Annotated in this window: 9 protein-coding genes and 1 pseudogene; 1 reads left to right on the forward strand and 9 read right to left on the reverse strand. The window is 64.0% G+C overall.

Annotation, left to right across the window (positions count from 1 at the left end; genetic code table 11):
* Window positions 1-35 precede the first annotated feature (35 nt).
* From GGQ64_RS14045 to GGQ64_RS14075, 7 genes are all read right to left on the reverse strand, one after another.
* On the reverse strand, window positions 36-950 hold the full coding sequence (locus GGQ64_RS14045) for a sugar phosphate isomerase/epimerase family protein (protein ID WP_183805257.1): 915 nt from the start codon (window positions 948-950) through the stop codon (window positions 36-38).
* 22 nt (window positions 951-972) lie between these two features.
* Window positions 973-2,064 (reverse strand): Gfo/Idh/MocA family protein, encoded by a 1,092-nt coding sequence (locus tag GGQ64_RS14050; RefSeq protein WP_183805258.1) that lies wholly within the window; start codon window positions 2,062-2,064, stop codon window positions 973-975.
* Between the two features lie 26 nt (window positions 2,065-2,090).
* Window positions 2,091-3,149: an ABC transporter ATP-binding protein gene (locus GGQ64_RS14055; RefSeq protein WP_183805260.1), complete on the reverse strand. Its 1,059-nt coding sequence runs from the start codon at window positions 3,147-3,149 to the stop codon at window positions 2,091-2,093.
* Between the two features lie 2 nt (window positions 3,150-3,151).
* Window positions 3,152-4,246 carry an ABC transporter ATP-binding protein gene (locus GGQ64_RS14060; protein ID WP_183805262.1) on the reverse strand — a complete coding sequence of 365 codons (1,095 nt, stop codon included), beginning with the start codon at window positions 4,244-4,246 and terminating at the stop codon, window positions 3,152-3,154.
* A 3-nt stretch (window positions 4,247-4,249) separates the two neighbouring features.
* Window positions 4,250-5,173: a carbohydrate ABC transporter permease gene (locus GGQ64_RS14065; protein ID WP_183805466.1), complete on the reverse strand. Its 924-nt coding sequence runs from the start codon at window positions 5,171-5,173 to the stop codon at window positions 4,250-4,252.
* Between the two features lie 29 nt (window positions 5,174-5,202).
* On the reverse strand, window positions 5,203-6,063 hold the full coding sequence (locus tag GGQ64_RS14070) for a carbohydrate ABC transporter permease (RefSeq protein WP_183805264.1): 861 nt from the start codon (window positions 6,061-6,063) through the stop codon (window positions 5,203-5,205).
* A gap of 77 nt (window positions 6,064-6,140) precedes the next feature.
* Window positions 6,141-7,757, reverse strand: coding sequence for an extracellular solute-binding protein (locus GGQ64_RS14075; RefSeq protein WP_183805272.1), 1,617 nt, complete (start codon window positions 7,755-7,757; stop codon window positions 6,141-6,143).
* Window positions 7,758-8,054: 297 nt separating this feature from the next.
* Here GGQ64_RS14075 and GGQ64_RS14080 point away from each other — a divergent pair, with 297 nt between their 5' ends.
* Window positions 8,055-9,071, forward strand: a complete 1,017-nt coding sequence (locus GGQ64_RS14080; protein WP_183805274.1) for a LacI family DNA-binding transcriptional regulator — start codon at window positions 8,055-8,057, stop codon at window positions 9,069-9,071.
* An 80-nt stretch (window positions 9,072-9,151) separates the two neighbouring features.
* On the opposite strand, the pseudogene GGQ64_RS14085 reads toward GGQ64_RS14080, so the two are convergent.
* Window positions 9,152-12,305 (reverse strand): annotated as a pseudogene (locus GGQ64_RS14085) (efflux RND transporter permease subunit).
* Between the two features lie 22 nt (window positions 12,306-12,327).
* Window positions 12,328-13,470, reverse strand: coding sequence for an efflux RND transporter periplasmic adaptor subunit (locus GGQ64_RS14090; RefSeq protein ID WP_183805276.1), 1,143 nt, complete (start codon window positions 13,468-13,470; stop codon window positions 12,328-12,330).
* Between the last annotated feature and the right edge of the window lie 40 nt (window positions 13,471-13,510).

Raw genomic sequence — 13,510 nt, forward strand, 5'->3', positions numbered from 1 at the left:
GGCGGCCGGACGATGCCCGGCCGCCGGGTTGGCGTTCAGAGACCGTTGGCGCGAAGCTTCCCGTCGAGGAACGTCTTGGCCCGCGGCACATCGCTTTCATCGAGGTGCTCGATGATGATCGGGATGTTCGGGTGCTTCTTCGAAAGCCGCTGCAGGTAGAGATCGTAGTTCAGCGAGCCGAGACCCGGTGCCGGCAGTTCGATCTCGCCGACGCCGCGGAAGGTGTGGCTTTCCAGCGCGTCCGCGTCGCCGATATCGGCATGCTTCTCCGTCTTGTCGTCGCCCGAACGCTTCACGTCCTTGGCATGGGCGATCCTGATCTTGTCGGACAGCGTGTCGAAGACCTGGTTGAGGATCTCGTCCATGCGCTCGATGTTGTGGGATTCGAAATAGTTGGTCGGGTCCATCAGGAGACCGAGGCCGGGATGATCGACCTGCGCGAACATCTTCACCGTTTCCTCGACGGAGCCGACGACGTTGTTGACGTAGGTCTCCAGCAGGAACACGGCGCCATGGTCATAGGCATGCTGCGACAGGTCGGCGATGACCTTGCGGCATTCCTCGAAGCCTTCCTCGGTCTTGTTCTTGGGATGATGGACCCAGTCGGATTCGGTGTTGAACGTGCCGGTTTCCGAAATGACGTAGGGCGTGCCCAGGTGCTGGGCGTAGCGGATGATTTCCTTCAGGTAGCCGACCCGCCGCTCGCGCTCCGCCTTGTCCGGGTGGATGATGTTGGTGTAGCCGGAGATGCAGGAGATGGGCAGGTTGTGATCGCGGAAGGTCTCGCGGATGCGGACGCATTTGTCCTTGGTGATCTGGCCCGCCGACAGGTCGACGTCCTTGAAGTGCATGTCGAGCTGGACGGTGTTGAATCCGAGCCCCCTGATCTTCTGGGCCGTCTCCTCGAGGCCGTAGGGGAAATATCCGGAGAAAATGCCGGTTTGCATCATGATGAAAATCCTCCCTTGGAATTCAGTTGATTGCGATTTCTGAAAGCCTGACCGTGCGCCGCTCCTCGATGGAGCGGTAGCCCGCCTCCACGAGTGCCACGGTCTTGACGTTGTCGGCGACGGAGAGCGCCGGCGGAGAGCCGGACTTCACCGCATATTGCAATTGCTCCATCACGCCCACGAAGGCATGCGGGAACCACATGGTCTCCCATTTCGGGGACACCCATTTGCCGTCCGTGGTCCTCTTCGAGGCATAGGTCAGCGTCGACGGCGACCCGTCCGGCCAGCCGATCGTGCCCTGGGCCACGCCCTCGGTGCCCTCGACGCGCCACTTGATGTAGATGTCGCTGTCGAAGCCTTCTTCGCGCGGTCCCGACCAGACATCTTCCATCGACACGGCGAGGACGCCGCTCGGGAAAGTCAGCGTCGAGACGGTAATCCCGTCCTTGTGGGCAAAGCTCGTGCGCGGATCGGTGCGCGTCACCGTGGTGATCGCATCGGGTTCTCCAAACAGGAAGCGCAGCACATCGAGATGATGCACGCTCATGTTCGACAGCGTCAGCCGGTCGTAGTCCTCGAGGAATGTCTGCCAGTGCGGGATGGCGCGCATCTCGATCGTCGCCATGACGACTGTGCCGAGTTCCTCCCTGTCGAGGATCTGCTTCAGCACGCGCATCGACTGGTCGTAGCGCATGTTCTGGTTGACCGAGAGGATCTTGCCGGCCTTCGCCGCCTCGTCGCGAAGCGCCTTGGCCTCCTCGAGCGTCAGCGCCAGCGGCTTCTGCGCCAGGATCCCCTTGATATGCGGCGCCTTCAGCGCCTCTCGGATCAGCGCCGGCTGCTGGTCCGGCGGGAAGGCGATGTCGAGGATCTCGACCTGCGGATCGGCAATCAGCGCCGAGGGCGTATCGTGCACCGTCGGAATGCTCCAACGCTCGGCAACGGCTCTCGCCTTTGCAGCGGTTCGCGACGCGATGGCTGCGACTGGAAACCCCGCCTCCTTGTAGGCGGCGAGATGGCACTCGGCCATGATCATGCCGGCGCCGATGCAGCCGATCCGGTAGTCCTTCGCCCGCACCGGCGGATCCGGCACGAAGCTCCTGTTGTCTCCCATAGTTTCCTCCCATTTCACCTGTTCGTTCATGGCCGCAGCGCCTCTCCCGCCGCACCAAAGAAGTGCACTCTCTCCGGAGAGCAACTCAGCGCCACATCACTGTCGATGCGGATATCCGGCTGTCCTCTCAGAAGGGCGCGCAACTTCTGGTGCCCCGTATCGAGCGTGACCACGGTGTAGCCGCCGAGCGGTTCCACCTCATAGACCCTGGCCGGCCGGCCGGGCCGGCCTTCCTGCCATGGCTCCACCTTGAGATCCTCGGGGCGGATGCCCATCCCCGCGACGTTTGCGGGGATCGAACCGGACGGCAGGACGATCGTCCCGTCAGCCGCGGCCAGCGGATCGTGGTCTCCCGCCGCCATGATGTTCATCATCGGTGCCCCGAGAAGCTGGGCGACATAGCGGTTGGCCGGTCGATCGTAGATATCGACCGGGGTGCCGATCTGGCGGATTGCGCCATGCTCCAGGATCGCCATCCGGTCCGCGACCGACATGGCTTCCTCCTGGTCGTGGGTGACGTAGATCAGCGTCTGGCCGAGATCGCGCTGGATGCGCTTCAGCTCCACGCGCGTCTCCTCGCGCAGGCGCGCGTCCAGCGCCGAGATCGGGTCATCCATGAGATAGGCGACCGGATCGCGCACCAGTGCGCGCGCGATCGCCACGCGCTGGCGTTCCCCGCCGGAAAGCTGCGCCGGCGGCTTGTGCAGCAGATGGCCGATATGCAGCTTGGCTGCGACCGCGTCGACGCGCGCCCTGATGTCTTTCTCCGGCACCCTGCGCTCGACCAGCGGGAAGCGCACGTTCTGCATCGCCGTCATGTGCGGAAACAGCGCCAGGTTCTGGAACACCATCGCGATGTTGCGGCCCGCCGGCGAAACATTGGTCACCGGGCGACCGTCGATCAGCACCTCGCCCTCGTCCGGCGTCTCGAGCCCGAGGATGAGCTTCAGGATCGTCGACTTTCCCGAAAGCGGCGGGCCGAAAAAGCAGAAGAACTCGCCGGACTGGATGTCGAACGTCGCATTGGCCACCGCGACGGTCTTGCCGTAGCGCTTGGTGACATTGCGGAAGGAAATCGAGCCCATCGTCACGCCTCCCTGATGCCATGGCCGGAGGCCGCATCGAACAGCCGCACCGAACCGGGCTCGATGGCGATGGCGGCGGAGACGCCCGCTTCGAGCGCCACGTCGTTGTCGAACACGGCCTTGACCCGCTGCGCGTCCGTGCCGAGATGGACGACAGTGCGGGCACCGATCCGCTCGACAAACACGACGGGCATGGTCATGCCTTCGCCCGAAGGCGCCAGCGATACGCGCTCCGGCCGGAAGCCATAGACAATGTCGCGGGAGCCGTTCGAACGGGCGGCCGCGGCAAGGGCGGGGCCGAGCGGGGCAGACCGTCCGAGCGCGGCGAGATCGACGACGAGGCCGCGGTCGCTATCGGCGAGTTCGCCCTTCAGAAGATTCATCCCCGGCGCCCCGATGAAGCCGGCAACGAAAAGATTGTCCGGGTTGTTGTAGACCTCGAGCGGCGTGCCCACCTGCTGCAGCACGCCATGATCCATGACGGCGATGCGGTCGGCCATGGTCATGGCCTCGAGCTGGTCATGTGTGACATAGACCATCGTCTGCCTGAACTGGCGCTGCAGATGCTTCAGCTCCGTCCGCATGACGGCGCGGAAGGCAGCGTCGACATTCGAAAGCGGCTCGTCGAGGAGAAAGATCGCCGGCTCGACGATCGCCGAGCGGCCGATCGCCAGCCGCTGCAGGATGTTGACCGAGAGCTTGGCCGACGGCTGTTTCAGCAGCGGGCTCAGTTGCAGGAAGTCGGCGATCTTCCTCACTCGGCTATCGACCTCGCCTTCCGGCAGCCGGCGCATCCGCAGGCCGTAAGCGAGATTGTCGTAGACGTTCATGTGGGTGAAGATCGCGTAGTTCTGGAACACGAAACCGACGCCGCGGCGGCCCATCGCCACCCCGTTCATGTCCTTTCCGTCGAACAGGATCCGTCCCTCGGAAGGGTTCTCCATACCGGCGATCATGTTCATCGTCGTCGATTTGCCGCAGCCGGACGGTCCGAGCAGCGCCATGAATTCGCCGTCGCGGATTTCCAGGTCCATCGTCTTCAGCGCCGTGAAGGCCCCGAAGCGCTTGACCAGGTTCTGAAGGTGAATTGCGGTCATGGATCAGGCTCCCTTCGCGGCGTTCATGCGGCTGATCGCCAGCGAGACGAGGATGGAGAGAGCGACGAGGATGACGAGCGCGATGGCCGCGACATAGCCCCAGATCAGGTCCTGCTGCGTCACCTTGTAGATGTAGACGGAGATCGTCTCCGTCGCGACGCCGGGGCCGCCGCCGGTCATGATGTAAAGCGTATCGAAGATCTTGAAATTCTCGATGACGCGGATTGCGAGCGCGATGACGATGATGGTTTTCATCTTCGGCAGCACGATGGTGCGGAAGCGCTGCCACCACGACGCGCCGAGCAACGTGGCCGCACGAACCTGGTCCTCGGGCACGCCGACGAGGCCGGCAAGCAGAATCAGGAACATCAGCGGCGTCCACTGCCAGATATCGGCGATCATCACGGCGATCAGCGCGGTGGTGGGATCGGAGAGCCAGGCGATCGCGACGTTCATCCCGGTAAGGCCGGACAGGATATCGTTCACCGGCCCGCCGGACTGGAACAGCATGAAGAACATGTAGCCGGCGACGGCAGGCACCACCATCATCGGGATCAGCATGATCGAATAGAACACGCGCTTGCCGACGAAATCGTCCACGAACAGGATCGCGAGCCCGAGCCCGATCAGGAATTCCGCCGGAACGCAGATCGCCATGACGAGCGCCGTGCGGCCGAGCGCGCTCCAGAAGCGGCTATCCGCCATCAGGTCGGTGTAGTTGGCGAAGCTGTTCCAGAGTTCATAGGCCTGCCACCAGCCGATGCCGTCGAGCGGCGACCAGTCGGTCAGGCTGATGTAGAGCTGCATGAGCAGCGGAAAGACGGCGATGAACAGCACCAGCAGCTGGGCCGGGAGCGTCAGCAGGAAGCCGAGGCGACGGCCGCCATCTTCCGCCCGCAGGCTGTCGTCGAGTGCCACATCTGCCATGGACACCTTCTCCGGGTTTGCCAGGCTGGTCATTGCTTCAGCGCTCCGAAGGTCAGGCCGCGCACGAGATGCCGCTGGATGGCGATGCCCATGATGACGGGCGGGACGGCCGCTATCAGGCCGAGCGCCGCCTTGGCGCCATAAAGCTGGCCGGTCATCGAGGACGACAGCGACGCCATGTAGACGGGGATCGTCACCCATTCGCGCGTCGTCAAGAGCAGCGCGATCAGATAGTCGGACCAGTTGAGGATGAAGACGAAAAGGGCCGAGCTTGCGAGCGCCGGCCGCATCATCGGCAGCGTGATCTTCATGAAGACCCGGCTGCGCGAGCAGCCCTCCACCAGCGCGGCATCCTCGATCTCGCGCGGCATGTCGTCGAAGAAGGTCTTCATCAGCCAGAAGGCGAAGGGCAGCGTGACGATACCGTAGATCAGCGCCAGACCCCACCAGCTGTCGACCATGCCGAGAAAGGCCCACATGATCATGACCGGGATCATGACCGCCATCGGCGGGAAGAGCCTGAGCTGGATCAGGGCCAGCGGCAGGTTCTTTCCCGATCCGAAGCGCGACAGGCCGTAGGCGGCAGCAGTTCCACAGCCCATGGCGATCAGCGTGCCGAAGACGGCCGAAAATAGCGACGACAGGATCGGCTTGCCGGCCGTCCGGTCGAGTGCAACGATCAGGTCGCTGGTCGACGTGCCGAAGATGAAGCGAAAATTGTCGAGCGTCGGGTTCTTCGGCCACCAGGTCAGGTCGACGCCCGCGGCAGACCATTCGGCGATCGGCTTGAAGGCCATGGATGCCATCCACAGCGTCGGAACGAGCGTGACCGCGAGCGCCAGCGAAATGGCGGCATAGCGAAAGACTTCGAAAGGCAAGGAGCGGTTCATGAAATCAACTGCAGCGTTTGCGTGTCTTCGGAAAGGGCGGATCCGTGCCCGCCCCTTTCCGCCGATGAGACGGCCGGTCAGCCGGTCACAGGATCGAGCACGGTGGGCCACGCCTCCTTGTTGGACTTGATGGCGGCCACGAGCTTGTCCTCGCCGATGCGCCGCGCGATGCGGTTCCACTGCCGCTCCGTATCGGCCATCGCGTCTTCCGGGCTCTTGGTCTTCGTGAGCGCGGCCATGAGGTTCTCGTCGAGCGCGTTGTGGAAGGCGGTGGCACCCGGATAGTTGATCGTCGGCACGGTGCGCGCCACCGTCTCCCGCACGACGTCCATGTGGTAGTCGTGGTAGGTCTGGCGCACGAGCGGATCGGCGAAGTTCGATAACTGGAACGGATCGAAATAGCCGCCCGGATTGGCCGTCATCCACGAATAGATGCGGCTGGAGCCGAGCCACTGCAGCAGCAGGTAGCAGGCTTCCGGATGCGGGCTCTGCGCGGATACCGACGCCGAAAGGTTGAGCCAGAGGACGGAGCGCCGGACGAGCTGCCCGTCGAACTCGCGGCCGGGCGGCAGCATCGAGCCGACCTTGCCGGTCACCTTCGAGCCCTGGTTGCCGGCATTGTCGAGGAACTTCGGCAGGTTGGAGAAGGCGCAGGTCATCGCTGCACCCCCGCCGGCAAAATTGCCGTACTGCTCCGGCCAGCCCCAGGAGATCGCATCGGGCGAGTGATAGGACAGGGAGTCGATATACTCCCGGGTAGCCTGGAAGCCGGCCTCGCCGTTGATCAGCGGCTTGCCGTCGTCGTCGAACAGGAACTGGTTCGGCGACGCCATCGAGACGAAGCGCTGGTACCAGTTGGTGTAACCCCAGCCCTGGTTGCGCAGGTCCGTGCAGCCGAACAGGCCCTTGTCCGGCCGATGGAAGAAGGCGGCGACCTCATCGAGCTCCTTCCAGGTCTTCGGCGGCGCCAGTTCATGGCCGTGCTTGTCGGCGAAGGCCTTCTTTTCCGCCTCGTCATTGAAAAGGTCGGTGCGGAAGTTCCACGTCTGGAAGTCGCCGTCGAGCGAGACTCCGTAAGTCGAGCCGCGATACTGGTTCAGCAGCGAAACGCCCTTCTGGCCGTTCACGTAGCCGCGCTCGGCATCGTCCCATTCTGGCTTGTGCTGAGCGACATAGTCGTCGAGTGCAACGATGCCGCCGGCCTCCGCAAGGTCGCCGAGCCGGTTCCATTCGACGGCATAGATGTCGAAGGCCCCCCCCTTCGTGGAGATGTCCTGCATCGTCTTGGTGAATTCCTGGCCATTCGGAACGCCGACGATATCGAGCGTGATGCCGGTTTCCTTCTCCCAAAGATCCTTGATCGAGGGCGCGCCTTGCGGGAACGGCTGCGTCAACTGGCCGATCGAGCCGTCCGACAGGCCGAGCACGATGCGCGTCGGCGCCTTGCCGGCGCCCTTGAGCGCCTTGAGCGCCTCGATGGCGCGCGCCTCCGGCGTATCGGGGCCATACTGGTAGCGCTCCGCGCCGTCGAAGCCCGTCGGCCCGCCGATCATTCCGGGCGCCAGCGCGTCCGAGGCGAAAGCGCGCGCCGGGCGAATGAATTGCGGTGCAATGCCTGCAGCAGCGGTCAGCGCGATGGCCTGCCCGCTGCCCGCAAGAAATCGGCGCCGCGATGTACGGTAAATCTCTGCCATGATGTTCCCTCCCATCGACAGACCCCTCCTGTGCTGCCGAATTGACGGGATACTGCGGCGGCGCACCATCATTGTCAACATCATAAAAGATCATTTTACATCATAAAATTTTTCACTAACGATCAACATCATACATCTTGACCGCTCAGACACATGATCGACCGTGATGATAGGGCCTCTATTTCTGCCTAGGCGGTTCAGAATCGCGCACTCTCCTGCGGAAAATCGCCAATGGGGGCTTGCATCTGGCTCCCGACGATTTACATCAAATCACATCATTTGGAGAAAGGAATCGCTTTGCGATCGACTTTGATTGACATCGCCCGGGCGGCGGGAGTTTCCAGCGCCACGGTCGATCGTGTCATCAACAACCGCAGCGGCGTGAAGGAGCGCACGCGCGAACTCGTGATGGAGGCCGCGCAGCGGCTCGGATATCTGAGCGCCGGTAGCGTGATGTCTGAAACCATCCGTAGAATTCGGCTCGACTTCGTCCTGCCCGCCGGCACGAACACGTTCATCGCCAACCTGCTCTCGCAACTGGAGAGCCAGGCGTCGGCGCGATCCGACCTCGATGTCCGCATCCATTCGATCGAGGGCTTCAATCCGGACACGCTGGCGCGGACGCTGCAGGACCTGCACGGGCAGACGATGGGCGTCGGTGTGATCGCGCTCGACCACCCGACCGTGCGCGAGGCCATGCGCTCCCTTTGCGCATCCGGCGTCCCGGTCGTCACATTGGTCTCCGATATCCTGCACGTACCGCGGATCGGCTACATCGGCATCGACAATCGCGCGGCCGGGCGGCTCGGCGGCTATCTTCTCGGACGTTTCCTCGGGCGCGGGGTCAAGCGCAAGATCGCGCTTTTTGCCGGATCGCTCTCCTATCGCGGCCATGAGGAACGGGAGATGGGGTTTCGCCACATCATCGCAGACGATTTTCCTGATCTCGAGGTGGTCGAACTACGCGAAGTTCGCGACGACCGCGACCGTGCGTTCGAGGAGGCCACGGCCCTCTTCCGGCGTCATCCCGATCTCGCCGGCATCTACAATATCGGCGCTGGGAACTCCGGCATCGGCCGGGCACTGGTCGAGGCCGAGATGGCCGGAAACCTTATCTTCGTCGGCCATGAACTGACCGAATACACGAGGAAGCTCCTGCTCAGCGGCGTAATGGACGCCATCATCGACCAGAATCCCAGGGTGGAGGCACGGGAGGCGCTGTCCATGCTGACCAGGACCGCCCAAGGCCTTCCGATCGACTATCATCCTCCCCGGCTGCAGGTCATCTTTCGCGAAAACATACCTGAAACCTAGGTCGTCCGTTTCTCGATGCATCGGGCGAGACCGGCTGTATTCCGAGTTCGCCCGATAAGCTGCTGACGATCGTTTGCCCGCTATTCGGCAGCGAGTTGCGGCCGGTATGGCGCATGCTCCCGGGCGTCTTCGGCGTCCTGTCCACCGGCCTGCTCCGGCTCATGCGTCCTGCTTTTCGGCTCCCGGCCGAAGAACAGGGCGTAGGCGGCCGGCAGGACGAGGATTGTGAGCACCGTCGCGACCAGGATACCGCCCATCATCGCATAGGCAAGCGGTCCCCAAAAGACGCCGCGCGAGATCGGGATCAGCGCGAGAACGGCGGTCAGCGCGGTCAGCATGATCGGCCGGAAGCGCCGGACGGCCGCCCCGATGATCGCTTCGGAACGCTCCATGCCCGCCGCGATATCCTGGTCGATCTGGTCGATGAGGATGATCGAATTGCGGATGATGATGCCGAGCAGTGCGATGACGCCGAGGATCGCGACGAAACCGAAAGGCGCACCGCTGATGAGGAGCGCTGCCGTCGCACCGATGATGCCGAGCGGGCCGGTGGCGAGCACGAGCATCGCCTTGCCGAAGTGCTGGAGCTGAACCATCAGCAGCAGGAGGATGACGAGCAGCATGATCGGTGCCTTGGCTGCGATCGAAGCCTGGCTTTCGGCCGAGTCTTCCGCCCCGCCCTGGATCTCGACGCGGTAACCGGGCGCAAGACCGTCGCGAAGCGGCTGCAACTCGCTGTAGAGCTTCAGCGCCACGTCGTTCGATTGAACGCCGTCCGGCAGCGTCGCGCGCACGGTGATGGTCGGCAGACGGTCCCGGCGCCACTCGATGCCCTGTTCCATCACCGGAACGACCTTGGCGACCTGGGACAGAGGCACGAAGCCGCCGAAGTCCGTCGGAATGTAGACCGACCCGACCGCCGTCAGCAGCCGGCGGCTGTCGTCCGGCTCGCGGGCGACGATCGACACGGTTTCCTCGCCGTCCCGGAAGTCGCCGAGCGGCGCGCCGCTCATCGTCGCCTGCAGCATCTGGCGGATGCGCTGCGAGGTGACGCCGAGCGCACGGGCGCGGTCCTGGTCAATGACGAGCTTCATACCCGGCACCGGTTCTAGCCAGTCGTCGTGAATGGCCGCCAGCTGCGGATTTTCCTGGAACTTCGCCTTGACCTGGTCGGCGATGCGGCGCACCTCGTCCCGGTCGGGTCCGGTCACGCGCATCTGCACGGGCCAACCGGTCGGCGGTCCGAGGAAGAGACGGTCGACCTTGGAGCGGATCGACGGGAAGTCGGCGGCCAGGATGGACCGCAGCTCGACGATCAGCCGTTCACGCGCCGGCTCGTCCTTCGCCATGATGAGCAACTGGGCGAAATTCGGGTTGCGAAGCTGCTGGTCGAGCGGCAGGAAGAAACGGGGCGCGCCCTCGCCGATGTAGGTGGCGATGAACCGCTTGTCGTCGTCATCCATCATGCGCGCCTCGAGCGCCTTCGCCTGGCTCTCGACCTCCTCGACGCTGGTGCCTTCCGGCAGCCAGAGGTCGACGAGGATTTCCGGCCGCGAGGACTGCGGGAAGAAGTTCTGCGGGATGAACTGGAAGGCCCACAGGCTGCCGACGAAGGTGCCGATGGTCAGGGCGAGCACGATCAGCCGATGGCGAACGGCCCAGCCGACGGTCGCGCGCAGCCGCCGGTAGAAGCGGGTATCGAAGGCATCGTGGTGCTCGCCGGCATGGTGGCGCTGCTTGAGAATCATGTGGCCGAGCCAGGGCGTGAAATAGACCGCCACGAACCAGGACACGACAAGCGAGATGCCGACCACGTAGAACAGCGAGCGCACATATTCGCCGGCCGTCGACTCGGCGAAGCCGACCGGTATGAAGCCCGCGGTGGTGATGAGCGTTCCCGTCAGCATCGGGAAGGCGGTGGACGAATAGGCGAAGCTCGCCGCGTCGATCTTGACGAGCCCCTCCTCCAGCTTGCGCTCCATCATCTCGACGACGATCATCGCGTCGTCCACCAGAAGGCCGAGCGCAATGATGAGCGCGCCGAGCGATGCGCTGCAGGTCGATGCCGAGTTCGTACATGATGGCGAAGGTTGCCGCGAGCACCAGCGGAATGGCAATGGCGATGACCAGGCCGGAGCGCCAGCCGATCGACAGGAACGAGACGACGAGCACGATCGCCAGCGCCTCGCCGAGCGCCTTCATGAACTCGCCGATCGCCTCGCGCACGACCTCCGGCTGGTCGGAGATCTGGTCGACTGCAACGCCGTAGGGTAGCGCGCTTTCGAAGCGGGCAAAGGTCTCGGCGATCGCCGTGCCGACGCTCGTCACGTTGAACCCCTTGGCCATCACCACTCCGACCTGGACGCTGTCGCGGCCGTTGAAGCGGTACTTGCGCTGGTAGGGATCTTCGAGACCCGCCGTGACGGTGGCGATATCGCCGAGACGCGTCACCTGGTCGCCGGCGCGCAGCCGGAGTTCGCGGATGTCGTCCACCCGGTCGACGGCGCCCTCGACGGAAATGCGGACGGACTGCCGGCCGGTATCGACCGAGCCGGCCGGATCGACGCTGTTCTGGCCGGCAATGGCGTTCTGGAGATCGGTAAGCGTCAAACCGCGCTCGGCGAGCGCCTTCGACGACACGTCGATGAAGATCTTTTCGGGCTGGTCGCCGATGATGACCGCTTTCTCGACACCCGGCGTCGTCAGCAGCATGTCGCGCGCCTGGATCGCGAACGTCTTGAGTTCGGGATAGCTGTAGCCGTCGCCGGAGAGCGAGTAGAGCGTGATGAAAGTGTCGCCGAATTCGTCGTTGAAATAGGGACCGAGCAGTCCGTCGGGCAGTTCGTTCTCGATATCACCGACCTTCTTGCGGGCCTGGTAGAAGGCATCTGCGACGTCCTGCGCATCCGTGTCGCCCTCGACCTGCAGCGTGATGATGGCGCTGCCGGCACGGGTGTAGGATTTGACCCAGTCCAGATGCGGCGTCTCCTGCAGCTTGCGCTCGATCTTGTTGACGACCTGGTCCTGCATGTCCTCGATGGAGGCGCCTGGCCAGACCGCCTGCACCACCATGACGCGGAAGGTGAAATCGGGGTCTTCCTTCTGTCCCATGCGCATCAGGCCGAAAACGCCGGCGACGATGATGAGCCCGAAGAGGAAACGGGCGATGCTCGGGTGGCCGATGGCCCACCGGGAAAGATTGAACGAACGCTTCTCGTCGGTGGACGTGTTCATGGCTCCGCTCCCCGTTCCCGGCTCAGCGCATCGTGAGGTGTTCGGCGGACGCGGAGAGGGCCGACTGCGCCACCTCCGACTGCAACTTGACCTTGAGGTCCTCGGTCATGAATTGCGTGCCGGCTGCGACAACGAGGTCGCCGGCCGAAAGCCCCTTGGCAATGCGAACGCCGTCAGCGTCGAAGGAGGCTACCTCGATGTCGCGTGCATGGACCGTCGCGCGCGCTGGATCGACCGTCCAGACGATCGGCTTGCGGTCCTTTTCCGCCAACGCGGTGAGGGGGACGGTGACCAGCGCTTCGTCGGCGTCGGCAGCCGCCCGTACCGTCGCGGTCATGCCGAGCAGCACACGCTCTTCGGCCGGGATGCCGATACGCACCGCGAAGGTGCGGGAGCGTAGATCGGCGCTGCCGGCCACCTCGCGCACCTTTCCCTTCAGGCCGAGGCCCGGATAGGACCAGAACCCGACATCGACCGCCTTGCCCGGCTGGAAGGCGAGGATGTCCGTTTCAGGAACGGCAACCAGCACCTCCTTCTCACCGTCGACGGCAACCGTCATGACAGGTGTTCCCGACGAGACGACCTGGCCGACCTCGCCGTTCGTCTCTGTCACGATGCCGTTCTCGGCGGCTGTCAGATCGGTGTAGCGCACCTGATTGCGACTTTGGTCCAGCGTGCTTGCAGCATCGTCGCGCGCAGCCACCGCCTGGTTGTAGGAGAGTTCCGCCTGTTCGAGGCTGGATTTCGACGCCACGTTCTTGGCGAAGAGATCGCGAGCGCGCTGCAATGCAAGCTCGGTGGTCTCGACCTGGCGCTCCGCCGCGGCGACGTTCGCCTCGGCGCTGCGCACCTGCAGTTCGTAGTCGGACGTGTCGAGGCGCGCCAGAACGTCGCCGCTGACGACACGGTCGCCGACATCCACCAGACGCTCGGTGATTTTCCCCGACACCCGGAACCCGAGCGCCATTTCGCGACGCGCCCGCACTTGGCCGGAATAGTCGAGGCTGCGCGTCGAACCGGGCGCCTTCACCTCCACCACCTTGACCGGGCGCAGCACCTCGACAGTGCTTTCGGCCTTCTCCGCCTCGGTGCATCCGGCCAGCGCGAGAGACGATAAAAGCATCAAATAGGCAAAATGGGACTTGGGGATTACTGGCGAAAACATCTTCGCTCTCCAACTGAAAATTGGGCCTTCATGGAGCGCT

The organism is Mycoplana azooxidifex (genome assembly GCF_014196765.1).
In the GTDB taxonomy this organism is placed as follows: Bacteria; Pseudomonadota; Alphaproteobacteria; order Rhizobiales; family Rhizobiaceae; genus Mycoplana; species Mycoplana azooxidifex.

Coding starts and splice junctions, on each gene's coding strand:
- GGQ64_RS14050 (WP_183805258.1), bottom strand. CDS start 2,064: ATGGGAGACAACAGGAGCTTCGTGCCGGATCCGCCGGTGCGGGCGAAG.
- GGQ64_RS14075 (WP_183805272.1), bottom strand. CDS start 7,757: ATGGCAGAGATTTACCGTACATCGCGGCGCCGATTTCTTGCGGGCAGC.
- GGQ64_RS14055 (WP_183805260.1), bottom strand. CDS start 3,149: ATGGGCTCGATTTCCTTCCGCAATGTCACCAAGCGCTACGGCAAGACC.
- GGQ64_RS14070 (WP_183805264.1), bottom strand. CDS start 6,063: ATGAACCGCTCCTTGCCTTTCGAAGTCTTTCGCTATGCCGCCATTTCG.
- GGQ64_RS14045 (WP_183805257.1), bottom strand. CDS start 950: ATGATGCAAACCGGCATTTTCTCCGGATATTTCCCCTACGGCCTCGAG.
- GGQ64_RS14090 (WP_183805276.1), bottom strand. CDS start 13,470: ATGTTTTCGCCAGTAATCCCCAAGTCCCATTTTGCCTATTTGATGCTT.
- GGQ64_RS14065 (WP_183805466.1), bottom strand. CDS start 5,173: ATGGCAGATGTGGCACTCGACGACAGCCTGCGGGCGGAAGATGGCGGC.
- GGQ64_RS14060 (WP_183805262.1), bottom strand. CDS start 4,246: ATGACCGCAATTCACCTTCAGAACCTGGTCAAGCGCTTCGGGGCCTTC.